The organism is Sphingorhabdus sp. EL138, assembly GCF_900258045.1.
Classification (GTDB): domain Bacteria; phylum Pseudomonadota; class Alphaproteobacteria; order Sphingomonadales; family Sphingomonadaceae; genus Parasphingorhabdus.
Map to the genome: position 1 here is coordinate 421471 of NZ_OGVD01000002.1, position 24722 is coordinate 446192.

29 protein-coding genes are annotated in these 24722 nt (G+C 54.3%); 14 read left to right on the plus strand and 15 right to left on the minus strand.

What is annotated here, in order from left to right; all coding sequences use genetic code 11:
• The first annotated feature begins 49 nt into the window (after positions 1 to 49).
• The gene (locus tag DK507_RS05450; RefSeq protein ID WP_109355351.1) at positions 50 to 598 is read left to right on the plus strand and encodes a carboxymuconolactone decarboxylase family protein; all 549 of its coding nucleotides are present in this window, start codon (positions 50 to 52) and stop codon (positions 596 to 598) included.
• Here DK507_RS05450 and DK507_RS05455 read toward each other — a convergent pair.
• Genes DK507_RS05455 through DK507_RS05465 form a run of 3 tightly spaced genes read right to left on the minus strand, consistent with a single transcriptional unit; the run spans position 595 to position 4036 of the window.
• Positions 595 to 1017, minus strand: coding sequence for a DUF4112 domain-containing protein (locus DK507_RS05455; protein WP_109355352.1), 423 nt, complete (start codon positions 1015 to 1017; stop codon positions 595 to 597). The two genes, DK507_RS05450 and DK507_RS05455, sit on opposite strands and share 4 nt — an antisense overlap.
• Before the next feature lie 32 nt (positions 1018 to 1049).
• Positions 1050 to 2567, minus strand: a complete 1518-nt coding sequence (locus tag DK507_RS05460) for an ABC transporter substrate-binding protein (RefSeq protein WP_109355353.1) — start codon at positions 2565 to 2567, stop codon at positions 1050 to 1052.
• On the minus strand, positions 2564 to 4036 hold the full coding sequence (locus tag DK507_RS05465; protein ID WP_254054265.1) for an ABC transporter substrate-binding protein: 1473 nt from the start codon (positions 4034 to 4036) through the stop codon (positions 2564 to 2566). Before DK507_RS05465 ends, DK507_RS05460 begins: the two co-directional genes overlap by 4 nt.
• A 150-nt stretch (positions 4037 to 4186) precedes the next feature.
• On the opposite strand from DK507_RS05465, the gene DK507_RS05470 reads away from it, so the two are divergent.
• The gene (locus DK507_RS05470; protein WP_109355355.1) at positions 4187 to 5371 is read left to right on the plus strand and encodes an acyl-CoA dehydrogenase family protein; all 1185 of its coding nucleotides are present in this window, start codon (positions 4187 to 4189) and stop codon (positions 5369 to 5371) included.
• 44 nt (positions 5372 to 5415) lie between these two features.
• On the opposite strand, the gene DK507_RS05475 is transcribed toward DK507_RS05470, so the two are convergent.
• From DK507_RS05475 to DK507_RS05525, 11 genes are all read right to left on the minus strand, one after another.
• Positions 5416 to 6654 (minus strand): dicarboxylate/amino acid:cation symporter, encoded by a 1239-nt coding sequence (locus DK507_RS05475; protein ID WP_109355356.1) that lies wholly within the window; start codon positions 6652 to 6654, stop codon positions 5416 to 5418.
• A 75-nt stretch (positions 6655 to 6729) separates the two neighbouring features.
• A complete protein-coding gene (locus DK507_RS05480) occupies positions 6730 to 8529 on the minus strand; it encodes an SLC13 family permease (RefSeq protein WP_109355357.1) in 1800 nt (599 codons plus the stop codon).
• Between the two features lie 18 nt (positions 8530 to 8547).
• On the minus strand, positions 8548 to 9621 hold the full coding sequence (gene aroC, locus DK507_RS05485) for a chorismate synthase (RefSeq protein WP_109355358.1): 1074 nt from the start codon (positions 9619 to 9621) through the stop codon (positions 8548 to 8550).
• Positions 9622 to 9653: 32 nt separating this feature from the next.
• Positions 9654 to 10154, minus strand: coding sequence for a GNAT family N-acetyltransferase (locus DK507_RS05490; protein ID WP_109355359.1), 501 nt, complete (start codon positions 10152 to 10154; stop codon positions 9654 to 9656).
• A gap of 15 nt (positions 10155 to 10169) precedes the next feature.
• Positions 10170 to 10589, minus strand: a complete 420-nt coding sequence (locus DK507_RS05495; protein WP_109355360.1) for a hypothetical protein — start codon at positions 10587 to 10589, stop codon at positions 10170 to 10172.
• Between the two features lie 9 nt (positions 10590 to 10598).
• Entirely contained in the window at positions 10599 to 11402 is an 804-nt protein-coding gene (gene fabI / locus DK507_RS05500) for an enoyl-ACP reductase FabI (protein WP_109355543.1), read from the minus strand.
• An 80-nt stretch (positions 11403 to 11482) separates the two neighbouring features.
• Complete coding sequence (locus DK507_RS05505) at positions 11483 to 12427, minus strand: YihY/virulence factor BrkB family protein (RefSeq protein WP_109355361.1); 945 nt, start codon at positions 12425 to 12427, stop codon at positions 11483 to 11485.
• 18 nt (positions 12428 to 12445) lie between these two features.
• The gene (locus tag DK507_RS05510) at positions 12446 to 13366 is read right to left on the minus strand and encodes a DnaJ C-terminal domain-containing protein (RefSeq protein WP_109355362.1); all 921 of its coding nucleotides are present in this window, start codon (positions 13364 to 13366) and stop codon (positions 12446 to 12448) included.
• Between the two features lie 70 nt (positions 13367 to 13436).
• Positions 13437 to 13892, minus strand: a complete 456-nt coding sequence (locus tag DK507_RS05515) for an abscisic acid-deficient protein Aba4 family protein (protein ID WP_109355363.1) — start codon at positions 13890 to 13892, stop codon at positions 13437 to 13439.
• A 65-nt stretch (positions 13893 to 13957) separates the two neighbouring features.
• On the minus strand, positions 13958 to 15538 hold the full coding sequence (gene nadB / locus DK507_RS05520) for an L-aspartate oxidase (protein WP_109355364.1): 1581 nt from the start codon (positions 15536 to 15538) through the stop codon (positions 13958 to 13960).
• On the minus strand, positions 15535 to 16470 hold the full coding sequence (locus DK507_RS05525; protein WP_109355365.1) for an ABC transporter ATP-binding protein: 936 nt from the start codon (positions 16468 to 16470) through the stop codon (positions 15535 to 15537). The genes nadB and DK507_RS05525 overlap by 4 nt, the downstream gene beginning before the upstream one ends.
• A 145-nt stretch (positions 16471 to 16615) precedes the next feature.
• Between DK507_RS05525 and DK507_RS05530 the strand changes: the two genes are divergently transcribed.
• The 11 genes from DK507_RS05530 (at position 16616) to DK507_RS17785 (ending at position 23812) form a co-directional block, all read left to right on the plus strand.
• Positions 16616 to 17155, plus strand: a complete 540-nt coding sequence (locus tag DK507_RS05530; protein WP_109355366.1) for a DUF4402 domain-containing protein — start codon at positions 16616 to 16618, stop codon at positions 17153 to 17155.
• A gap of 81 nt (positions 17156 to 17236) precedes the next feature.
• Positions 17237 to 17782, plus strand: a complete 546-nt coding sequence (locus tag DK507_RS05535; protein WP_109355367.1) for a DUF4402 domain-containing protein — start codon at positions 17237 to 17239, stop codon at positions 17780 to 17782.
• A gap of 65 nt (positions 17783 to 17847) precedes the next feature.
• The gene (locus tag DK507_RS05540; RefSeq protein WP_109355368.1) at positions 17848 to 18051 is read left to right on the plus strand and encodes a zinc-finger domain-containing protein; all 204 of its coding nucleotides are present in this window, start codon (positions 17848 to 17850) and stop codon (positions 18049 to 18051) included.
• 58 nt (positions 18052 to 18109) lie between these two features.
• Positions 18110 to 19540 carry a metalloprotease TldD gene (tldD, locus tag DK507_RS05545; protein ID WP_109355369.1) on the plus strand — a complete coding sequence of 477 codons (1431 nt, stop codon included), beginning with the start codon at positions 18110 to 18112 and terminating at the stop codon, positions 19538 to 19540.
• A gap of 110 nt (positions 19541 to 19650) precedes the next feature.
• Positions 19651 to 20193 carry a DUF924 family protein gene (locus DK507_RS05550; RefSeq protein ID WP_109355370.1) on the plus strand — a complete coding sequence of 181 codons (543 nt, stop codon included), beginning with the start codon at positions 19651 to 19653 and terminating at the stop codon, positions 20191 to 20193.
• A gap of 3 nt (positions 20194 to 20196) precedes the next feature.
• Positions 20197 to 20700 (plus strand): CPBP family glutamic-type intramembrane protease, encoded by a 504-nt coding sequence (locus tag DK507_RS05555; RefSeq protein WP_109355371.1) that lies wholly within the window; start codon positions 20197 to 20199, stop codon positions 20698 to 20700.
• A gap of 15 nt (positions 20701 to 20715) precedes the next feature.
• A complete protein-coding gene (locus DK507_RS05560) occupies positions 20716 to 21276 on the plus strand; it encodes a pyridoxamine 5'-phosphate oxidase family protein (RefSeq protein ID WP_109355372.1) in 561 nt (186 codons plus the stop codon).
• Positions 21269 to 21493, plus strand: coding sequence for a DUF2007 domain-containing protein (locus DK507_RS05565; RefSeq protein WP_254054266.1), 225 nt, complete (start codon positions 21269 to 21271; stop codon positions 21491 to 21493). The genes DK507_RS05560 and DK507_RS05565 overlap by 8 nt, the downstream gene beginning before the upstream one ends.
• Positions 21490 to 22308, plus strand: a complete 819-nt coding sequence (locus DK507_RS05570; protein ID WP_109355373.1) for a patatin-like phospholipase family protein — start codon at positions 21490 to 21492, stop codon at positions 22306 to 22308. The genes DK507_RS05565 and DK507_RS05570 overlap by 4 nt, the downstream gene beginning before the upstream one ends.
• A gap of 54 nt (positions 22309 to 22362) precedes the next feature.
• Positions 22363 to 23337 (plus strand): IS1595 family transposase, encoded by a 975-nt coding sequence (locus tag DK507_RS05575; RefSeq protein ID WP_174209023.1) that lies wholly within the window; start codon positions 22363 to 22365, stop codon positions 23335 to 23337.
• A 283-nt stretch (positions 23338 to 23620) separates the two neighbouring features.
• A complete protein-coding gene (locus DK507_RS17785; protein ID WP_162558906.1) occupies positions 23621 to 23812 on the plus strand; it encodes an XRE family transcriptional regulator in 192 nt (63 codons plus the stop codon).
• Here the strand turns inward: DK507_RS17785 and DK507_RS18160 are convergent.
• Positions 23798 to 23929, minus strand: coding sequence for a hypothetical protein (locus DK507_RS18160; protein ID WP_301950664.1), 132 nt, complete (start codon positions 23927 to 23929; stop codon positions 23798 to 23800). The genes DK507_RS17785 and DK507_RS18160 overlap by 15 nt on opposite strands.
• Between DK507_RS18160 and DK507_RS05585 the strand changes: the two genes are divergently transcribed.
• Positions 23928 to 24698, plus strand: coding sequence for a hypothetical protein (locus DK507_RS05585; protein WP_162558907.1), 771 nt, complete (start codon positions 23928 to 23930; stop codon positions 24696 to 24698). The two genes, DK507_RS18160 and DK507_RS05585, sit on opposite strands and share 2 nt — an antisense overlap.
• Positions 24699 to 24722: the final 24 nt, after the last annotated feature.

Here is a 24722-nt window from a genome sequence, read left to right on the forward strand (position 1 = left end):
AAATATGTAGCGTATCTATACTACATTATTTGTAGCACGGAGATACGCGATGAGCAATGTTCTGAAACCCCTGACACCACCATATGATCCGGAAATCGCAGCGGTTCTCGCCGGTTATCCGCAGCAGGATGGCTATATTCTCAGCCTGTTCCGGACCTTTGCCAACAGCATGCGGTTTTTGAGAAAGGCCGTACCCAATCTGCTCGATAAGGATAGTGCGCTGCCGCTGCGCGAGCGAGAGATTGTCATTTTACGAACGACGGCCAAGCTGGATTGCGAATATGAGTGGGGCGTCCATGTTGCGATTTTTGCCAAGGCGGCAGGATTGAGTGACGCACAGGTCGCAGCGACCCGAAACGGTGCGGTGAATGAGGTAGTCTGGAGTGAATCAGAAAGCTTGCTGATTCGTTGTGTCGATAATCTATGTGATCGAGGAAGCGTCGCGGATGCCCAGTTGGCGGATTTCCAAAAGATGTGGTCATTGGATGCACAGCTCGAAATTATGGCCCTGTGCGGGACGTATCATACGGTCAGTTTTGTCGCCAATAGTGCGCGTCTGGACAATGAGGATTTCGGTACACTGTTCCCGGGATGCTAGCCTTCCAGAGTGCGTGTGCCCGGATGATGTTTGTCGAGATGTTTGCGGACTATCCGTAAATTCCGGGTGTTGGAGCGCCAGAGAAAATCGAAAACGTCGCCTGCCAGTGGAATTGCCCCAAGCGCCGTATCAATGCCGACATTGGCGGCCATACGGGACAATTGCCATTTGGACATGCCCAGATTGCGGGCTTCCCAGACGATATAGGCACCCATCACGGCGGTGACAATATCGCCAACTACGGGGATCAGTCCGACCAGTGAATCAAGTCCGATAGGCTTGTTTATGCCGGGGATAACAAAAGCCCTTTCGAGAACCTTTTCCATGGCTTCGACGCGGTTGCGAACGGCTTGCGGATCACGGCTGACATCCGGTAATTGTTCGGCCAAGCGTTTCAACTGTTCTTCCGAAATCGCCATGCGCCCTCCCGCTATGTTACTGCTATTCATGTTTAAGATATAGGAATGCCAACCAGCGGATTCAATGGATGCCAGCCACGGGGGTTGACCGCAAAGCCGCGCTGGCCGGGTCGACTGATCGACCAGCGAACCGGCACGGCCAGGGGAATATAGTTGTAATGCTGAACGAGAAGGACTTCGGCTTCGGCGTAGAGCCTGGCCTTGATTTCCAAATTTGTTGCGGCATTGGCCTCGGCAATTTTCGCATCGGCGTCATTCAGGCAAACCGGTGTTTCGGCGCATGTCAGACGAGATAGAAACCAATGCGCACTGTCATAGGGGGCAATTTCATCGATCAGGCTGACATCAGCGTCTTCGCCCAGGGCAACCTTGCGGGCATCCAGGCCGACACGCCGCAAATCTGATTGAATGCGCAGGAACAGTATGTCCGCGCCCGCGGCATCGGGGATGGCGACGGCTAAGGGAAGAACGGGCCCTTCCAGCGCCTCCCATCGCCGTATATGCTCGCGCACGAATGCCTGTCGGTCTTGCATGGACATATCTGCCCATTCCGGCCGTGCGTTGATGCCGGTGGCATTTAATGCATCCGGAATGATCTTTTGACGGCTTTGCCAAGCGGTCACCTTGGGGAAAGATGTCAACAGAGCCGGGCGATCAATGGCCATGGACAACACTTCCCGATTGTCGGGTAAAGACCAAAATCCGTTCATCCTCAGAAATTTGAGGCCGAACAGGCCGGCAACGGGATTAAGCCGCATGTCATTGCTGCTCACACCTGCTTCATCCACCAGCGGTAGATGATGAAATTGCCCGTTCAGGACCAAATCCGTGTAGCCTGCAGTATAGCGGGCGAGGGCCTTTGCGGCACTTTCGCTGCGCAGCGAAACTCGCCGTGGGTCGTCAGAGGGCTCGTTTTCCTGCGTTTCCTCATTCCCTTCCTCTCCGTCTTCATCTGACGCGACCTGGTTGAATATCCCCAATGTGTACGCACGATTACTGTCCAGCTCACTCATCGGCCCGGCGCCATGGCCCGAGCGAAACAAACCCATTTCCGGTTGCGCCATAAGCTGAAGAAAGTTCGGGCTGGGAGAATTGAGCCTAATCTCTATTACGCGGCCGGTCATAGATATAATCTCGTCAATGACCTGGAGGTCTTTGCCCAATCTACTCGGCTGGAGTTCGGTGACACGCTCGCGGAGCAGCGTCGCAATCCGTTCGGAGGTAACCTGACGGCCATCGTCCCATTTCGCTTCGTTGAGGCGGAAAATATAACTGAGGCCATCATCTGTAACGATCCAGCGGGCAGCGAGAGCCGGCACAACCCGGCCCTGTTCATCAAAAGTGACCAAGCCTCTTGCGATTGCAGCACGCGCCGTCGCAGATGCATAATTCAGCCTGATCCCGACGGGTTTGATGACGGGCTCACCGTCCTCGATCACCGTAACCCGCGCGCGGTCTTCATCTCCCGCGACGCTGCAGGATGCGAGAGCGAGCGATCCCGCCACGAGAGCGGCAAAGACTTTGAACCAAGAGTACCGATTATGACTCATTTTTTTCTTATACGCAGAGTCCGGCTGGGATGCACATTGGAAATATTATCCTGCCATCCCTCAATCCGTTCGCTGACAAGAGAGCGGGTCACGTAAAAATAGAGCGGTAATATCGGCATATCCTTGATCAAAATTTCGTCCGCTCGGCGCATAAGTGCGTTTCTCTCGTCCGGATTGGCCGTTCTGATCGCGCGCGCTACAATCGCATCATAAGCCGGGTTGTCATATCCCGAATAATTACCGGAACCGTTGGCGGCTTGATGTACTGTCAGGAAATTTTCGGCAATTGGCAAATCAGCGATCCAGCCAGACCGGGCGAGCGTAAAATCATGGTTCCTAAGCGCAGCGAAATGGAGCGCTGCCTCGCTGTTGAAGAGGCTGGCTTGTACATTCAGGGGTTTCCACATCGCAGCCAGCGCCACTGAAACACGGCGATGTTCGGCGGAACTGTTAAACCGGATTTCAAATTTTAGCGGATTGGTAGAATTGTAGCCGGACGCTTCCAGCAACTGACGCGCAGTGGCTAACCGCCTTTCGCGAGGCCACTCGGCCCACACGGGCTTTGCACTGACGCTTCCGGTCAGATCAGCTGGCAACAGATTCCACGCCGGTACATTGCCAATGCCAATCACTTTGTCGGCGATCCATGCTCTTTCCACTGCCATCGACAGGGCAGTTCGAACACGGCTGTCATCAAAGGGTGCCTTGCGGGTGTTAAATGCAAAATAGTAGCTGCCGAGATAGGGTATGCTGCGCGCCAGACCGGGATGGTGTTCGTTCAGCCATTGATGTCGGCTCGCCGGATAATCGGCAGCGATATCGGCACCGCCTGCCAGGATGAGCCGCATAGCGGACAGGCTGTCATCCATCGGTTTCCATATGATGCTTGGCGTGGGTGCCGGCTCGTCATGCCATTCAGGATTGCGTATCATGCGCGCATGATCGTTCAATTTCCAGGTTGCCAGCTGGTATGGACCGCTGGTGACCAAGGGACGCTCGCTGGTCCATTTATCACCTTTCTGTTCCACAAGGTGCAGTGGCAAGGCGGCTATTGCCGGATGCGCCAACAGAACCGGCAGAGAAGGGGCGGGTGCGCGCAGTGTCACTATAACCGTGGAATCGCCATCCGCTGCAACGGCTGTGATATTTTCAAACAGAGCTTTCGTGGGCGACGCAGTCTCGGGAGCCTGCAGGCGATCCCATATCCGGCTGAAAAGGGCCGCATCAAAGCCGGTACGGTCGGAAAAGCGCAGGCCGCCGCGAAGTTGGAAGCTCCACCGCAATCCGTCCTCTGAAACAGTCCAGCTTTCCGCCAGTCCCGGTTCTGCACCACCGGTGGCGTTCAGCCGTGTCAGCCCTTCAAACTGGTCGGCTGCTATGCGCAGCGATGACAGGTCAGAGATTTTCTGTGGATCGAGGCCTTTTATCTCTGAATCGGACAACCGGACAATTTGATCTGGTCCAGGCATGATATCCGCATTGTCCCGGCTGCCGCATCCGGCCAAAAAAAGGATAAACCCCAAAAAAGCGAGTAAGCGCATTCCACTACCAGTAAATGTTTTTACTGGATGGACAAATAGTAACTCTTATGGTCACGCTAGTTTTTTGGAGATTCTCAGATGGCCGGTTTACAATATGATATCAGCGGAATTGGCGGCGACACCGGCGCGGCATTGTTATCGCTTCTGCCGGAAATCGCGGATCGGGCGGCGGAAACCGAAGAAGCGCGCCGTCTTCCGGCTGATCTGGCACAGAAAATGGCTGCTGCTGGTGCGTTTAATCTCTCCAAGCCGTCAACACTGGGCGGTTTGCAACTGCCGCCGCTGGAATTCATGCAGTTGATCGAAACGATTGCGGAAGCCGACGCCAGCGCGGGCTGGTGCACGATGATTGCGGTTACCTCGACTCTCGGCGCAGCTTATCTGGACGACACACCCGCAAAAGACATTTTTGGGCCGGATGATGTCATTACCGGCGGTGTCTTTGCTCCGATGGGTAAGGCAGAAGATATGGGCGATCATTATCTGCTTTCCGGTCAGTGGCAATGGGGTTCCGGTTCGGCCAACTGCAGCTGGCTTGGCGGCGGCGCAATGATCACCAGGGACGGCGAGCTGCAGAAATTCGACAATGGAGCGCCATATCATCGCATGCTGTTCTTTCCGGTCAGTGAAGTGACCTTCATCGACAGCTGGCATGTCGCCGGCATGAAAGGGACCGGCTCCGGTGATTTCAGTGTGGACAATATCAAGGTGCCCAAGGACCGCTCCGTTTCCTTCATAGCCGATCGTCCACGCGACAGCGGCGCGCTCTACAAATTTCCCTTATTCGGTTTGCTGGCATTGGGCGTTTCCTCCGTGGCCCTCGGCAATGCACGTGCTGCCCTGGAAGAAATACGGTTGCTGGCGATTAACAAGAAAACACCAGGCGGTGGTCGCAGCATGGCACAGCGGGCTACCGTTCAGGCTGATATTGCCCGCGCTGCGGCACAGTTGGGCGGCGCATTCAGTTTTCTGGAAGATGCCGTCGGAAAATCCTGGAAAGAAGCGCAGGGTAATGGGGATATTTCAGCCGAAGCCCGGGCGAATTTGCGGTTGGCCTGTGCTCATGCGACGGAGACATCAGCCGAGGTCTGCAAAGTCGCCTACACATTGGGCGGCGGCGGTGCAGTCTATTCCACTAGCAGTCTTCAACGCCGCTTCCGCGATGCTCATGTGGCCACCCAGCATATTGCCACGGCGCCCGCCGTGTTCGAGCTCGCCGGGCGTGTTTTGCTGGATCAGCCTGTTGATATGGCGATGTTATGATGCCGGTCTGAGATCAGCTTTCCATTTGGATCGCCTTTGCGACCTTAGACATCGTCCGCAGAAATCATTTCCTCGACATCGATCTCGCCGGTCATCACGGCCACCGTTGTCGCGATGGCTGCATCGCCTGATACATTGGTTGTCGTGCGCATCATGTCCATGATCCGGTCAACGCCGGCGACAAAAGCGATGGTTTCGAGCGGAACGCCGACACTACCGAACACGAGCGCCATCATGATCAGGCCGGCACCAGGAATGCCCGCTGCACCGATTGCGCCGAGTGTAGAGGTGATGGCGATGAGCACATAGTCGCCGAAGCTGAGGTCCACGCCGAAAATCTGTGCCCCGAACAAGGTCGCCAACCCCAGATACATGGCGGTGCCGTTCATGTTGATCGTCGCGCCCAGCGAAACGACAAAACTGGCCACGGAGTTGCTGACACCCAGATTGCGTTCCACGCAGCGCAAGGTCACCGGCAGGGTCGCGTTGGACGAGGCCGTCGAATAGCTGACCGCAATTGCATCAATAATACCACGGAAGAAATCGATCACCGGTAGCTTGGCAACAAATTTGATCATTGCAGAATACATGACACCAATGATCAGCAAACAGCCGAGATAGTTGAGGCCGACAAGCTGCGCGAGCGAGATAAGAGCATCGGGACCCAGTGTACCGGCGACCCATGCCATCAGGGCAAAGACGCCAAAGGGCGTCAGTTCCATGACGATCATCGTGACTTTTTGCATGACAATGGCGCCACTGTCGAAAATCTTGGCAAGCGGTTTGCCATCTTCCTTGGCCATTAAAATGCCGATACCGATTAGCAGCGCGAATACGATCAACGGTAAAACCCGCACATCGGCCATGACTTGTACCGGACTGTCTGGAACGATCGAGAGGATCATATCCACAGCGGTGGTTTCATTGGGAGCCGGCGTTTCGCCTTTCTGGATAGCCGTGGTGTCGACACCTTTGCCGGGCGCAAAAAACGTGCCCAATGCCAGACCAAGCCATGCCGCAATCTGACCGGTTATGATGAATAATATCATGGCGCGGCCGCCAACACTGCCCAGTTTTCTGAGGTCACCAAGCGCGGCGACACCTGCGACAAGTGAGAAGAAGATCAGGGGAACGACCAGCATCTTGATCGCCTTGATGAAGAAATCGCCGATCCACTTAATGGTTTCTGATTCCGGTCCCCAGATCAAACCGGTGATAACACCAAGAATCAGAGCCGCGATAACCCGCTGCCAAAGCGGTATTTTGAACCAGAATGACAGCATGTCACCACCCCTATTTGTATTTTGTATCAACCTATCGTCGCAACCCGGCTACGGCAAGCGATTAGCGGCAAGTTGTCACATCGTGAAACTGATCGCCAGACAAGTGGCCAGCCCGACCCCAAAGGTGAGCGGGATGCCGGCCTTGAAGAAGTCTGTGAACCGGTAGTTGCCTGCTGCATAGACCAAAGTGTTGGTTTGATAACCAATTGGCGTTGCGAAGCTGGCGGAGGCAGCGAACATCACTGCGATTACCAGCGGCCTTGGGTCCACGCCCAGATCCTGACCGAGCGCTATCACTATCGGTGTGATGATAATCGCAACGGCATTGTTCGTGACAATTTCTGTCATGAATACTGACAATACATAGATCGCAAAGACCAACGCCCATGGCGGTAGATCGCGCAGCCAAGGTGTAAGCTGATTGACGATTAAATCGACGCTGCCAGCCTGTTGCAGGCCAAGGCCGACCGCCAGCATCCCGAAAATCAGTACCAGTACATTGCCGTCAATCGACCCCCATGCTTCCTCTGCATCAATACAGCGTGCCAGCAGGATCGCGCCCACGGCCAATATGGCAGCTACCGCGAGAGGAATGATGTTAAGCGCGGCGAGGGCAACCACAGCGACCAAAGCGCCAATCGCAATCGGGGCCCGATCCCTGCGAAAGGCGCGGATTTTGGTCTGACCCACACCAAAGAGATTGGGGTTTTCATACATCCGCTGAATATCCTTGCTGGACCCTGTCACAAGCAGGCGGTCAGCGGCGTGGATGCGGGCGTTGGTAAGGTCCGATCGCGGCAAATTACGGTAGCGGGTCATGCCCAATATGCGGACGTTCAGCTGCCCAAGAAACGGAATGTCGAACAGGCGGTTGCCGATGCTGGGATGACCCGGCGCAACTGTTGCTTCCACCAGTTCCTCACCCAGTGGCCCAACATCACCAGACCGTACAATGCCGATTTTAAAGTCCTCTGAAGACCGCAGTGATATGAGTTCGGCGAGATCGAGCCGGACGACTATGCGATCACCGGCGCGCAATTCATGATGTTCCAGATCATGGCGAATATAGCTGCTAAGACGTTTCACTGCGGAAACATTCACACTGGTCCGGCGAATAATCGGAACTTCCGAGAGCATTTTGCCAATCGCTGTTGATCGATTGCGGACAGTCAATTCGGTGAGAAAATCACTCTCATCGCTGCTCGAAAATTCCCCGCTTGCTTCTCCTTTTGGAAGCAGCCAGCTGCTGAACAAAACCATCATGATGGTGCCGGCAACCGCGGCAATCAGGCCATAAGGCGTAATTTCAAAAATGCCGAATCCATCCATTCCGGTGTCACGGGCAACGGCGTCAACGATCAGGTTGGTGGAAGTACCGATAAGGGTAGTCGTCCCACCCAATATGCAAATGAAGCTCAAAGGGATGAGCAGTTTTTTGGAGGATATGCCGGTGGCGCGGGACAGGCGAATGATAATGGGGATCAGTACCAGCACAACCGGCGTATTATTCATGAAGGCAGAAGCGACAAATGCACCGAGGAACATCTCGACAACCGCCAGTTTGGGATGCTTTTTGGCGCGTTCGATAATGAAACCAGCGATCGCGTCAATCGTGCCCGTTCTCAGCAGCGCGCCAGAGAGAATGAACATGGCGGCTATGGTGATCGGTGCGGTGTTCGAAAAGACCGAGAATAGACCGTCTGAATCGATGATACCCAGAAAGAGAAAGGTGCAGGCGCCCAGTACAGCAACCACCGCCGCGGGAAAACGTTCCATGATGAAGCCAGCGAAAAGAAAGCCTAATATGACAAGACCGATAATCGCCTTATGCGCTTGAATATAGTCATCAATGACATGAAGGACGAGATCGATCATCTGATCAGGGCATCCACATTACGTCGGGCCGCATTGCGCGCGATGCAAAAGCTTTTGATCTGCGAGCACCAGCGCCATCATCGCCTCTACCACCGGCACGCCGCGTATGCCCACGCACGGGTCGTGGCGGCCTTTGGTGGTAATCTCGGTCGCTTCACCATCGCGGGTGATCGTATCCACTGGTGTCAGGATAGAGCTGGTCGGTTTGAAAGCCACGCGGCAGAAAACCGGTTGTCCGGTGGAAATGCCGCCAGCGGTCCCGCCTGCATGGTTGGATTCGAATCGCGGTCCTTCATTTCCCGGGCGCATGGCATCGGCATTATCTTCGCCGCGTAGGCGTGCAGCTGCAAAGCCGTCGCCAATCTCCACACCTTTTGTGGCGTTTATGGTCATCATCGCGGCGGCGATTTCGCTATCGAGCTTTGCATAGACGGGTGCGCCCCATCCGGCAGGAACACCGGTTGCCTCACAAGCGATGATCGCGCCAAGGCTGCTGCCATCCTTGCGTGCGCCATCGACCAGAGCTTCCCAGCGTTTGGCGGCGGCGGCATCGGGACAGAAAAACGGGTTATTGCCTATTTCTTGCGTCTCAAAATTCGCCATATCAATTGCATCGCCGCCAATTTCGGCAACCCATGCGCGAACCGATACTTCCGGAATGGCAAGACGGGCGACTGCGCCAGCGGCCACACGCGCAGCTGTTTCGCGCGCGCTTGACCGGCCTCCGCCGCGATAATCACGAAAGCCATATTTGGCATCATAGGCATAATCGGCATGGCCGGGGCGATAGGCTTTGGCGACTTCGCTATAATCCTTGGACCGCTGGTCGATATTTTCGATCATCAGCGAAATAGGCGTGCCGGTGGTTTTGCCTTCGAATACGCCGGACAGGATTTTCACCTGATCGGGTTCCTGCCGCTGCGTGGTATATTTGGATTGACCTGGCCGCCGGGCATCCAGAAACGGTTGGATGTCCGCTTCGCTTAGCGTCAAGCCGGGAGGGCAGCCATCAACGACCGCGCCCAGCGCAGGCCCATGACTTTCCCCCCAGGTGGAAAAGCGAAATACGCGGCCGAAACTGTTAAAACTCATATACCCTCATCTATTGGCCCACTTTTTTGTTTTTACAGGCGACCAAAGGCGGGCGCATATTCTGCTCGCCCTGACTGCGGCTTTTGGGCCGTCTCGTCAAGCCAGAGTGCTTGAAAATACGGACCGGCAAAAGGCGAGGCAAATGGCTTCGCATCCTCGACAGAAAAGCCGAAGCGTGAATAGTAGCGGGGGTTTCCAAGCAATATGATCAACTGCCAGTCCTGCGATTGCGCCCAACGGATAGCGGCTTGGACAAGCTGTGATCCTACACCTTCATGCTGACGATTTGGCGCGACAGCAACCGGCCCAAGACCTAGCGCCTTCACTGGCCGGTCGTCGGCTGTGGTATCCATGGGACTAAGCGCTATATGGCCGATTATAGTGCCATCCTCCTCAGCTACCTGAGAGAAGTATAGATCACCATCTTCCCGCAGCATATCGACAAGCCGTGCTTCAGCATCAGTTGCAAAAGCCGCCTTATTTACCGCAAAGATTGGCTGCTGATCATCAGTTCCCTCTGTTCGCAGCTTCATTTTATCGTGCCCGCGTTATTTGGGATTTTTCCGTACTCGCTTAACCGTTACGGTATCGTGATACTCTCGCCACTCGACAAATACCTTATCGCATTCTTCTTTGTCTCCATCACAGCGCATAGCAAATTGGCCAGATATGCTGCCATCATCTGACTTGATTCGTCGGGTGCAAACCGCCGCCATTGGGAGTGAACTTTTTGGCATTGTAAAGGCCCAAACCGTCAGTTCATCATCTGAAATCACAGCGTAATAGTCGTCATTTTGGTTCAGTAGTGAATAGGAGCCACTATCCCTAACCGCTATTGGAAAATCTCGGGCGCCGGCGGCGGTTATGTCGCAAACCGTTGAGGGGCCTTTGGCATCCGAATGGAAATCGTCCGCAGTTTGCGATGTCAACAGAGCCGCGAAAATGCCAATAGAATATAAAGACAACATGGTTTTTCCTTAATCCAGCGCGATATCCGGCGCATCTTCCTGTTTCATTCCGATCGTGTGATAGCCTGCATCAACATGATGCGTCTCACCGGTCACTCCCGAAGACAGATCGGACAGGAAATAGAGCGCAGAAGACCCCACATCATCAATCGTGACATTGCGGCGCATAGGGGAGTTTAGCTCATTCCATTTCAGGATATAGCGAAAATCCCCGATGCCGGATGCGGCAAGGGTCTTGATCGGCCCCGCAGAAATCGCATTCACCCGGATACCATCTGGGCCAACATCATTGGCGAGATATTGCACCGATGTTTCCAGTGCCGCTTTGGCCACGCCCATGACGTTATAGTGCGGAATAACCTTTTCCGCGCCGTAGTAGGATAACGTGAGCATTGATCCACCGGGATTCATCATCGCAGCGGCGCGCTTGGCAACGGCGGTGAAACTGTAGACGCTGATATTCATCGTCATCAGGAAATCGTCGAGGGTCACGTCAAAATATTTGCCGCGCAGGGCCTCTTTGTTGGTGAAGCCGATGGCGTGAACGACAAAGTCAATCGTGGGCCATTTTTCGGCCAGTTCAACGAAAGTCTTGTCGAGCTGATCCATATCAGACACATCACAATCCAACAGGAAATCACAGCCCAGTTCTTCGGCCAGCGGTTTGACACGCTTGGCCATGACTTCACCCTGATAGCTGATCGCCAGTTCGGCGCCGGCTTCGGAGAGCTTTTTTGCAATGCCCCAGGCGAGCGATTTGTTATTCGCCAGACCCATGATCAGGCCGCGTTTGCCTTTCATCAGTTCATTCATTGCCAGTCCTTTTTGCATGTAAAATTTGATCCTCAATAGCGCTCATGCCGCTGATATTCCAGAAAATCATCATCCGGCGCTTACAAGTCTGGTTCTTCATGCTGCGGCCGGTCGGCCAGAGCGGCATTGAGTTCGGAACCGATCACCATTCCCAGCCCGATGAGGTAAAAGAAAATCAGCGTGATCATAACACCGGCAAGGCTGCCGTAGGTGAGTTGATAATTGGCAGCATATTTCAGAAAGAGCGGCAAAAAGCCGGTAATGAGCAGCCACCAGCCGCTGATGAACACCGCACCCGGCCACTTCGGATAGGCACGCGGGCGATATTGGCGGGGCGTAAGAAGTCGGAACAACAGATAGAGCGTGATAAACAGCACCAGAAAGGGGAGAGCGTTGGACAGCGAAAACCACGTCGTACTTTCGGCCAGATCAGGGAAATATCCACCAAGAAACTCGCTGATCCCTGCCACAACAAATTGCGCACTGAGCGCAAGCATCGCGAAAAACACTGACAGGATGATAAGACCGATGGAGGTCAGACGATACTCCCAGAAGGCCCGCTGGGCCGTTACACCATAGGCGCGGTGCAGGATTTCGCGGATGGTTTCGATCAGGCTGGCGGTAGTCCAAAGACCAACTGCGGCACTGAACCACAATAAAGGCCCGGTTCGTGCGCCCATCGCATCCTGAATGGGGTCGTGTAGTGCGCTGGCCACAGAAGGCGGAACGGTCCTTAGAAACGCTTCGACAAAATCAATGCCGATAGCGGTCTGACCAATGCTGCCAGCAATGGCGGCTGCGACGATGAAGAAGGAAAATACCGCCAGTAGCGCAAGATAGGCGAAATTCCCGGCAAAGGTGAAGCCGTCAGTATAGACACCCACGGCCGTTCGTTCGACGACCGAAATGATCCTTCGCAGTAAATGGCCTTCTGCCAGTGTCTTGGCTGCTTTCTCACTTTTCCGCCCGGGCCGCGATGGCTTCTCACGCCGTGCTTCTGGGGAAAGAGGCGACGGGTCAGACATGAAAATATTCAGTCAAAATCACACACCCATATCTGCGCGCGGGTTTTCGCCATTTTCCCAGTCTTTCACAAACTCCGCCAGCTTTGAATCATCTTTCGGCAATGTGATCATCAATGTCACCAGATGGTCACCGCGACCACCGGATTTCTTGTGAAAACCTTTGTTCTTTAGACGCAGCGTCTTGCCGGAGTCAGAGCCAGCGGGAATGGAAAGCATGACCGGACCATCTACGGTTGGCACTTTGATTTTGGCCCCTTCAACCGCTTCCTTCAGACTGATCGGCAGCTCCAGTTTCACATTGTCGCCATCACGCTCGTAAAAGGGGTGGCTGTTGATATGGATGGTCACAATGGCATCGCCATTGCCACCCGCCCCTTGCCGTCCCTTGCCGCCAAGCCGCATTTGCGTGCCTTCCTCAACGCCTTTTGGCAGGCTGAGGTCAATCGTCTTGCCATCTTCCAGAGTTATCCGCTGTTTTTCAAGCGTTGCGGCTGCAATGAACTCGACTTTCAATCGATAGGAAACATTGGCCCCTTTTGGTGGCGGCGCGCTGCGTTGCCGAGAGCTGAATGGGCTGGAACTGCGTCCGCCACCGCCAAACAACCCTTCAAATATGTCACCGAAATCTGCACCGCCATTGCCGAAATCAAATTGCTGCCCCCCGGCGCCGCGTGAATAGGTGCCGCCGGGCCCGCCGCCGAAGCCAAAACCCGCAGGATTGCCATCAGCATCAATCTCTCCGCGATCAAATTGCGCGCGTTTGTCCTTGTCCAGCAGCAGATCATAAGCCTTGGTGACATCGGAAAACCTTTCCGTAGCCTTGGGATTGTCCTTGTTGCGGTCAGGATGCAGCTCTTTGGCAAGCTTGCGATAGGCGCTCTTAATCTCCTTCTCGCTTGCGCCCTTGGCCACGCCCAATGCCTGATACGGATCTGCCATTACTTACCCTTTTCAATTCCTTATCTCTATCAAGATTGGAACCATATGCTGCTATTTCAACTTCAGTGTCTTATTGAGGTACTACGGCATCCGCAACTCTATTGTGACGCGAGAAACGCAGCAAAAGATAGAGGACTAGCCCCAAAGGCCCCAACATCAATACGAAAAACAATATGGGAACCTGAATCCAGCGGGCAAATCCGTATTTATCCGCGTTGCGCGCCACCCACATGCCGACAAACAGATCGAAGGCAAGAAAATGGATCCAGCCAATGGTGGCGCCGCCATCGCTGGATAACAGGGCTTGCACACCGGCCAGACTGCTGGAATTTCCTTCACTGCTGCCGCCTTCTATCATACCGGTCATCAGCGGGATAATAATTACCGCATAAGTGAGCGCGAGCAAGCCGACGCCGCCATAAAATATGCCCTTCATCGCCATGTCTCGGCGCGGCGCCAAGGCCAGTATCAGCCACATCAGCAAAGCCCAGCTATTGGTGACGGTGAATATGAGTTCCCAGTTCATGATGTATGTCCCTCCTGTTCCGTTGGGGAGGGATTAGCATAAAACTGGCGCCAGGCAGGTTTTTTCTAAGGCGCCAAAACCGTATCTACCGCTTCCGGCAGCAAATCGGAATAGTCGGTAATGTAGTGCAGGCCGCGGCTTTCCTTGCGCGCGAGCGCGGATTTGACAATCAGGTCCGCGACCTCGATCAGGTTGCGTAGCTCGATCAAATCCTGGGTGACCCGGAAATGGCCGTAATATTCCTCGACTTCACCGCGCAGCAGATCAATGCGGTGCTGGGCGCGCTCCAGACGCTTGGTGGTGCGCACGATGCCGACATAATTCCACATGAAGCGGCGGATTTCCGTCCATGTCTGCTTGATGACAACTTCTTCATCACTGTCCGTAACGCGGCTTTCATCCCACGGACGGATTGCTGGCGGTTCGGGCATGTCATTCCAATGCGCCGCGATATCGCGGGCGGCGGCGTCGCCGAAGACGAAACATTCAAGCAAGCTGTTGGAAGCGAGGCGATTGGCGCCATGGAGCCCGCTTTCACTGGCTTCACCGGCGGCATAGAGGCCGGGCAAATCAGTGCGGCCGTTGAGGTCAATCAATATCCCGCCGCAGGTATAATGCTGCGCAGGGACGACCGGGATCGGTCCGGTGGTCATATCGATGCCCAACCCGATCAGCTTGTCATAGATATTGGGGAAATGGCCTTTCACAAAGTCTGGGGTTTCGTGACTGATATCCAGATGGACATAATCGAGGCCAAATTGCTTGATCTCGGCATCATTGGCGCGGGCGACAATGTCCCGGGGTGCCAGCTCCATCCGTTTGCTGTCATAAAACTCCATGAACCGCTTGCCGGTGCGTGGATTGAGCAGGTGCCCGCCTTCGCCGCGCACAGCCTCGGTAATCAGGAAATTCTTGACTTCGAGATTATATAGGCAGGTGGGGTGAAACTGCATCATCTCCATATTGGAAACCCGCGCACCGGCCCGCCATGCCATGGCGATGCCGTCGCCGGTTGCGCCGCGCGGTGCGGTGGAGAAGAGATAGGTGCGGCCTGCGCCGCCGCTCGCCATGATCGTGGCCCGCGATGTCAGCGTTTCCACGCGGCCGGTTGCATTGTTCAGCGCATAAACGCCCCAGACGTTTTTTGCGCCCGTCTGCGTCACGGCGTGCCGGTCGGCAATCAGGTCAATCGCCACCATATTTGGTTGCATGGTGATATTGGGATGGGCGGCCGCCGTTTTTTGCAGCGCATCCTGTACTGCCCAGCCGGTGGCGTCATCGACATGGACGATCCGGCGGTGGCTATGGCCGCCTTCGCGGGTCAGGTGCAGGACTTCCGCTTCCTTGTTGAACGGAACGCCCATTTCTTCCAACCGTTCGATCGCGGCGGGCGCATTTTCAACAACAAACTCAACCGTTTCCCGGCGGTTTAACCCCGCACCGGCGACCATCGTGTCATCGATATGATTTTCAAACGTATCGCCGGCATCAAGTACAGCGGCAATACCGCCCTGCGCCCAGGCCGTTGAGCCACCGGCGAGATCACCCTTGGCCAGCACGAGCACTTTATGCGTCCGCGCCAATGTGATCGCGGCGCTCAGTCCTGCTGCGCCGGAGCCGACGATGATAACGTCGAAATTGCTCATGCGGCTTTGCGCGTCAAGTTCAGGAACACGTCTTCCAGATCCGCTTCCCGCGTCGTGACATCGACAATCTGATAGCCGCGTTTCTGCACGGCCTGCATCACGCCGCCGGCATTGGTGCGATCCTTGTTATACGTCACGGCAACCGTGCGTGGGCCGATAATATCGGCTTTCAGGAACTGATCATCGGCAAAGGTAACCGCATCGGATTCTTCGGAAATATCTCGATCCAGGGTCAGTTCGACCAGCTTTTCCCGGGCCATGTCCACTAGTTCCGGTGTTGTTTTGAGCGCAATCAGCTTGCCATGATTGATAATCGCAATCCGGTCACAGAGATTTTCCGCCTCTTCCAGATAGTGGGTGGTCAGAACGATGGTCACGCCGGATGCATTGAGCTGCTCGACATATTCCCAAAGCTGTTGACGCAATTCGATATCCACGCCGGCTGTGGGTTCGTCCAGAACCAGTATCGGCGGAGAATGGACCATCGCTTTGGCCACCAGCAGGCGGCGCTTCATGCCGCCGGATAATGTGCGCGAATAGGCATGGGCCTTGTCTTCAAGATGGACGGCGCGCAGCAATTCCATCGTCCGGCGTTCGGATTTCTTGATCCCGTAAAGTCCGGCCACAACCTCCAGCGATTCCGCTGGCGTGAAGAACGGATCGAACATGATCTCCTGCGGGACGATACCGATGGATGCTTTGGCATTGCGATGGTCTGCATCAATATCAAAGCCCCAGATATTGGCCGTGCCACCGCTTTTGCTGACCATACCGGACAAGATGTTGATTAGCGTGGATTTTCCCGCGCCATTTGGGCCCAAAAGCCCGAAAATTTCTCCTCGTTTTACGTCAAAAGTGACGTCATCCAGCGCTTTTTTGCCGCCGGCATAGGTTTTGGAGAGATGTTGGATGGAGATAGCAGCTTCAGTCATGGCAACCGCATAACCATCTTGCCCCCCACAATCAAAGGCTTTGCATCGATCAGGATACAGAATGTGACAGCATTTAACGAAAAATTAGGCATGATATTAAACAAAATTTTGTGCTGTTGCCGCTAGTTGAGGCAATGTGGAACAAATGAGGGACCAGAAACGGGCGTTTAAGCCTGTACTTGCGCGCGGGGCATTCATGCTGTCTGCGCTTGTGTGCATTGGTCTAACGCAACCTGTCCGGGCGCAGTCTGCTAGCGGTAATGCAACCGTTGCCGTCAACCAGGGCGTCAACATGGTCAAAAATTCCGATCTGCACTTTGGCGATTTTATTGCGGGCACGATCCGATCAGTATTCCGGATGAACCCGACAACCAGTGCGCTTAATCAACGCAACGGTAATGCAATATCTATCGGCGGGGCACCAACGGCTGCTTCCTTTACAGCTTCCGGGACGCCACTGACCAGTGTCCGGATCACTGTGGCGGAAAATCGTATTGATATTGTCCGCGATGGCGGGAGCGAAACGATGCGGGTGAACCGGTTTCGTTTTGACGGGCCGCGCAACCGGCCGCTCGATGCCAGTGGAGAGGCAACCTATCAGATTGGCGGTCAATTGCGGGTGGGTGCCAATCAAGTCGGCGGCACTTATCGCGGGACGTTTAATGTGACGATTGATTATCAGTAAATGAAGTAAGCGGCGTACAAGCTGATGGGGATCAGCCGGTACGCATAGAAAATGTTTAGAATTTGTGGGTAGTGAGTAAAAATGATGACCAGAGACCAGATTATTTCACGGCTGATTGGCTGCCTGTTGACCGTGCTTGTCGGGATAACAAGCGCGCCAGCGGCGCTTGCTCAGACGGCTGATGCCGACGCGAGAGCGGTTACAATTGGCCCGCTCTCTGTTGTAAATATTGCCGACCTGGAATTTGGCAGGATCATTCCATCCCCTGCCGCCGGTACCGTGTTTATGGATACGCGTAATGGCAACCGCACAAGCAACGGCGGTGTTACACTTGCCGGAGGCCCTTCAGGACGCGGTAATTTCATTATCTATGGCGGGCCGAACCAGATCGTTGAAGTGTCCATTCCCGGAACCATGACAGTGACACATACCAACGGCTCCGACAATATGAACATTGACCAGATGGCAATTGGTAACGGGAACCGGAATTTCGGTACCTTTGTTCGCGGCTTTCTCGGCACACTCGGTATATATCAGCTGACTGTTGGCGGGCGTCTTAATGTCGATGCTGATCAGGAAGCGGGCGTCTACACCGGTACATTCACGATGACGGTCGATTATCTCTAGATTATCGGGTCGAAAGACTGCGGTAATATATTGCGCCAGCGAGTGACTGTTGCTAATCGCGCGACATGAACGACGCACCTGAAATTGTCCGCACGTCCAAAAAACGCAATGCCTGTGACGGCGCATCGGATATCCCCGGTGGCGCGGCGCTGGGCCATCCCCGCGTCTGGCTGGAAATAGATGAAAAAGGCTATGTCGATTGCGGCTATTGTGATCGTCGGTTCATTTTGATCGGCGGGCCGGCTGATGTTTCTGCAGAAGCGCCTTAAGGCGAATAATCTGACCTAAGGGGGTGCGCAGCCCCGATTTCGTTTCTATATAGTAGAAATGATGAAAAATTTGGACCCTCGCTCGTTTCTTTATCGCCCGGACGGATTGGACCCGGAACGGGCCAAGGCCCTTGTATCGGGTAGTCTTTCGGCCTGTGATGACGGAGAACTTTACCTGCAATATAGCGCGGTGGAGAGTTTCGGTTTTGACGATGGCCGCCTGAAAACCGCTGACTATAGTACCGACAGCGGGTTTGGCCTGCGCGGTGTATCTGGCGAAATGACCGGGTTCTCCCATAGTAACGAGATTAGCGAAGCGGCCATCAAGCGCGCGGCTCAAACCCTGCAATTGCTGGACCCGGCCAAGGGTGATCCGGCCCCGCCGCCACGCGGTTCCAACCAACATCTTTATGGTGAAGCGAATCCGCTGGAAGCCATTCCGTTCGCGAAGAAAGTGGCCTTGTGTCAAGAAATTGACGCTGCGGCGCGCGCTCGTGATCCGCGCGTTGCGCAGGTATCTGTTGGTCTGTCCGGCAGCTGGAGCGTGGTCGAAATTGTTCGTCCCGATGGCTTTGTGGCAACCGATGTGCGGCCGCTGGTGCGGCTAAATGTCTCTATTGTCGCCGAACAAAATGGCCGCCGCGAAACCGGCAGCTTTGGCATGGGTGGGCGTTATCTCTATGACCAGCTGTTTGAGGAAGCGCGCTGGAACCGTGCCGTTGATGAGGCATTGAACCAAGCGCTGATCAATCTTGAAAGCGTTGATGCTCCTGCAGGTGAACAGACGGTTCTGCTTGGCCCGGGCTGGCCTGGCATCATCTTGCATGAAGCTATTGGGCATGGCCTGGAAGGCGATTTCAACCGCAAGGGTACGAGCGCCTTTTCCGGTCGGATCGGTGAGCGGGTGGCTGCGCCGGGCGTCACTGTTGTGGACGATGGCTCGATCAATGAGCGGCGCGGATCGCTGAGCATTGATGACGAAGGCACGCCAACGCAGGAAAATGTCCTGATCGAGGATGGCATATTGAAATGTTACATGCAGGACCGGCTAAACGCGCGCCTCATGGGCGTTCCCGCAACCGGCAATGGTCGCCGCGAAAGCTATGCCCATGCGCCGATGCCGCGGATGACCAACACGTTTATGCGGGGCGGCAAGGATGATCCCGATGAGCTGATGGGCCGCGTGAAAAACGGCATCTACGCCAAGAGCTTCGGCGGCGGGCAGGTGGATATCGTCTCCGGCAAATTCGTCTTCTCCTGCACCGAAGCCTACAAGATCGAAAATGGCAAACTGGGCGCGCCGATAAAAGGGGCGACGCTGATCGGTGATGGTCCGACCGCGCTGACCAAGGTGACTGGTATCGGCAATGATATGGCCCTGGACGAAGGCATTGGCGTGTGCGGCAAAGGCGGGCAGTCAGTACCAGCGGGTGTCGGGCAGCCAACGTTGCTGGTCGATGGCCTGACGGTTGGGGGCACGGCCGCTTGAACATCTCCAAATGTTATCATCCTGAACTTGCTTCAGGATCTGAAGCTGCGTGCGCTCTGTCAAGAGATCCTGAAACAAGTTCAGGATGACGAAAGCGGGGTGGATATGTGATGGATGACTGGACCTCTAAAATCTTCCATTTCTGGTTCAACAAACTGACTCCCGATGACTGGTTCGGTTCCAGCGCGGATGTCGACGAGCAGATTACAGAACGCTTTGCCGAGCTGTGGGAAGAACAAAAAACCAGGGTCGCGACAGATTTTCTGGCAACCTCAGAAGCAGCCCTTGCTGCGATAATATTGTTCGACCAGTTTCCGCGAAACATGTTTCGGGACAGCGCCGAGGCCTTTGCCACCGACCATCTGGCGTTGCAAATCGCCAAACAGGCGGTTGATCGCGAGCTGGATCATCAGCTGACCGAAGACCAAAGGATGTTCGTATATATGCCCTTCATGCACAGTGAGGATCTCGATGACCAGACTCGCTCACTGGGTCTGTTTACGGCATTAGGGATTGAGAATAATATCAAATTTGCCAAGGCGCATCGTGACGTTATCGTCAAATTTGGCCGCTTTCCGCATCGCAATGCAGTGCTCGGCCGTGAAACCCGGCCCGAGGAGCAGGTTGCGCTAGATGAAGGCGCAGGCTGGTAGGTCGTGAAGATAGAGTTTCAGCAAACATGGGCTGCGCTCAAGGCATGGCCTGAGGCCAAACAATGGATCGCGGCGGTGCGCCTCGCTGTTCCGTCTCTTGCTGTGATTGCCCTGCTCGGTTTTCTCGCGGAATGGCTGGTCTGGAATCCGGTCACCGACATGACATCCTTGCTGGTTACCGCCATTGTGCTGTTTTTTGTGCCGGCCTTTTTTGAAGAACTGGTGTTTCGTGGTGTGCTGCTATCGTGGCTGACTCAGCTCACTCCGCGATGGGGGGCTTGGCTCTCGACATTATTGTTTGTCGCGTGGCATCCGTTGCAGGCATTGACCATGGGGCCGCCTTGGGCAGACCTGTTTTTGCGTCCGTCATTCTGGATCGTCACGTTGATATTGGGTATCATATTGTCCCATATACGGATCAGGTCGCAATCGCTCTGGCCCGTGATTTTGATACACTGGTTTGCTGTTCTGATCTGGAAATCTCTGTTAGGAGCGCCTTTCTATTGAACAGGAATATTGACCATGGCCGAATTTTTTGATGCACTGAATGATGATCACACCGCTTTTATCGCAAAGCAGCCGGTATTCTTTGTAGCGACGGCAGCGCCTGATGCCCGGATCAACCTGTCGCCCAAAGGCTATGATGCTTTTCGTGTGCTGGGCCCGAAGCGGGTTGCCTATCTGGACCTTGCAGGGTCGGGCAACGAAACCCATGCGCATCTGATTGCTGATGGCCGGGTGACGATCATGTTCAACAATTTTGCCAACCCTGCACTGATCATGCGGCTTTATGGCACCGGTAAACCCGTGCTGCCACAAGATGATGGCTGGGATGAACTGGCGGCGCATTTCGAGATTTTGCCGGGCACCCGCCAGATATTCGATATCACCGTGGACAATGTGCAAACCAGCTGCGGCTGGGGCGTGCCGCAGATGGAATTGAAGGCCGAGCGCGAGACGCTGATCAAATATCATCGTCAGTCTGATCCGGAAAAATGGATGGAGAAGACAGCAGGCCGGGTACAGAGCATTGACGGCCTGCCAACCCGTGCGACCGACCGTTATCTCAGCGGGAATGGCTGAGACTATGAGCCTCGTCGAACTGTCCCGCCATATGCATGGTTATGAAGCGGAGATTATCCGTGGTCGGCTGGAGGCCGCCGGCATTGGCGCAGTCTGTTTCGATAGCGGTGTGAATATTGTCGAAGGCGCGGGGATTGCGCTACCTGCCCGCGTAATGGTGCTCAAGGAAGATTTGGACGAAGCCAAAGCGGTGCTGGCAGAGGACGTCTCGCTATGAAACTGTCCCTTGCCTTGGGCGGCGGCGCAGGTTTGGGCTGGACCCATATCGGTGTGCTGCGCGCGATTGAGGATTCACCTTTGGAGATAGCGGCCATATCCGGCACGTCCATCGGCGCAATTACCGGTGCCAGCTTTGCTGCCGGAAAGCTCGATTATCTCGAAGAAACTGCGCGCACCGCAAATTTGCGAACATTGATCCGCTTCATGGACCCGCATTTCAAACGCGGCGCGGTCATGGGCGCGCGGATGATCGAGAAAGAGCTGGAAGAACAGCTTGGCAGCCTTACCTTTTCCGACTTGTCCATTCCGGTGGCTGCCGTCGCGGCGGACCTTAGAACTGGCGATACCATCATCATGAACAGCGGTAAGCTGGTCCCGGCCATCCGTGCCTCAATGTCTTTGCCGGGAATTTTCAAGCCGGTGGAATATGACGGCCGCCTGCTTGTCGATGGCGGTGCGGCGCTGCCCGTGCCTGTTTCCCCGGCGCGCGATATGGCGCCTGATGCCCTGTGCCTGTCCGTCAACTTGCAGGATGACTTCATCAACCGCGCGGAAATGGCGGGGATCAGCCGGGATGATGGCAAATATCCCAATAGCATTGCCATTGTGAAAGCCTCTATCGGTCTGTCTCTGCGCAATCTGGGGCGCTATTCGCTGGCGCTTGACCCGCCGGATTTTTCACTATCCCCGCCTGTCGGCCATATCGACATGCAGAATTTCACCAAGGCTGAAGAGTTGATCGAAATCGGCCACCGGGAGACCGCAGCGATCATTCCCGACATATTGGCGAGAATGGAAAAAGGCGCTGCCTAAAATTTAGGGCACTGTATACTTGACAAAGCAGGTGCTATACGCCATTAAAATTGCATGGAAAACGCAATCGACATTTTCGCACCTCGCTTCACCGATGAAGACAAAGCCCGTGAGCATTTGGAAGCTATTCATTGGCCTGACGGTCCTACTTGCCCTCATTGCGGGTCGCTCAATGCGAAGCGGCTGCCACCACAGAAGCGCAAGCCTACCAAAGCGCATCCCGGCGGGACGGTTCGTAAAGGCGTTGTCCAGTGCAATGATTGCCGCCAGCAATATACTGTGACCGTTGGGACCGTGTTTGAACGTTCCAAAGTTCCTTTGAATAAATGGTTGCTGGTCAATCATCTGCTTTGCTCATCCAAAAAGGGTATGAGCGCGCATCAGATTGCCCGTATGATTGGTGTTTCCTATAAAACGGCTTGGTTCATGATGCACCGCATCCGTGAAGCCATGAAGGATGCCGATCAAGAGCCTCTAGGCGGCTATGGTGTGACCGTAGAAGCTGATGAGACTTATGTTGGCGGTAAAGACAAGAACCGTCATGCCAAAGACCGTAAAGGCTCTGGCTTTGGTATTCATGTTAAAATGCCAGTTGTTTCCCTTGTAGAACGTGGTGGTCGTGTTCGTAGTCAACATATGGCGCGTGTTACCGGACCTAACCTGCGCCATGCTCTCGTTACCAATGCAGATCGCGGTAGCTGGCTTATGACCGATGACCACAATGGCTACAAAGCCGTTGGCAAAGAATATACTGGTCATGGTGTCGTTAAACACAGCCTTGGCGAGTATGTTCGCAAGGGTGTCTTTCACACCAATACTGTCGAAAGCTATTTCGCGATCCTTAAGCGCGGTATCATTGGTGTTTATCACTCAGTCAGTGAAGCGCATCTAAATCGCTATCTGGGTGAGTTCGATTTTCGCTACAATACTCGGAAGCTGAATGACTTTGAACGTTCCACAGAAGCCCTAAAGGGCGCTCGTGGCAAGCGGCTGACATATCGGCGGACTGGCGAAACCAGTTACGCTTAAACAGCATGCAAAGCGTTTAAAACGTCACCGTGAACGAAAACGGAACGGTTAGCTTTGGTTCGCCGTCATATGACTCGAAATATAGTTAATTTTGTGTTACTTAAACGAATCAGGCCCCATCCCTAGGGACAAGGCCTGATAGTTGAAGTTGGCAGTGTTTTCGAGAACGGTCCGCCAGCTCCAAAAGTGGAATTTTCATTCCGGCGTGAGAACTGGAATAATACATTTAATTTTCGCTTTTGCAAGGGCTGTTCTCACCACTCTATGGTGAAAGAACCAAACTATGAAACGTAAAAGCAGTAAACCAGTAACCTCCGAAATGGCGGCTCATGTCCGCTACCTCATAAAAACCAAAGGCCTATACCAGCATCAAGTCGCCGCGCTTTTTGGCGTCAATCAAGGTCGCGTTAGCGAGATCATGCAGGGGAAACGCTTCCCTGATGTACCGCCAGCGCAGGGGTCATTTCCCTTTTAACTTTTCGGGAGCAGGCACCAGCTTGCTCCCTTTTTTCTCTTTATGAGGCTTAGGCGGTGTTTTCAGCATCCGCTTTAGAACCTCATCCTCTTTTTTCTTTTGATCGGTGTTTGTCATGTCACTACCCTCAAACGCATCGGCAAAGCTAGCCCGAGCGCGTCAACACATCAACGACCTTAACGGGAAAATTGCCGAATATCTCCAGAAAAATCCTTTCAAAATCGTCAGACGCTTTGATCCAAGCACTGGCAAGCTGACCCTGTCCATCAAAACCGAGATACCCGTCCCAAGAGATATTCCGCTTGTTTTGGGCGACGCTATCCATTGCCTCCGCTCCGCCCTTGACCACGTTTATTGGTCCATCATGGAGCCTTTGGTCGCTCGCAAACAAGATATCCAATTCCCTATCTACACTCTTCAAAACAAACAATCGGTGTTGGGTCGTAGACATATAAAGAGGGCTCCCAAAAACGTCGCGATCGAGATTGAAAAGTCTGAGCCGCATCCTAACGGGAAGCACGGTATCTACGAAATCAACACCTTGGATGTTCGTGACAAACACCAACTCCTCATTCTCGCAGGTAGGACAGTTACACTCAATCCCGCAATCATTAGCCTTGCGTTTCCCGAGATTGGCCAAAGATTTACCGGCCCTGGTTCTATAAGATTCACAGGCCAAGGAGATGATATATTCATCGCGACACTCGGCCCCATGCACACAACTGCAAGAAAGGGGGCTTTTGAGGACGATTTGAACTTCTCCATACCTATCGAACTGGTCTTCGCCGAGCCCCCCTTCCAGAATATTGAGGTCGTGAAGAAATTGATTAATCTCACTAATTCTATCGAAGAGCGGTGCGGGGCCATTTGGGCCGCCAACCAGTAATTCAAAGGAAGAGTTACTCACGCT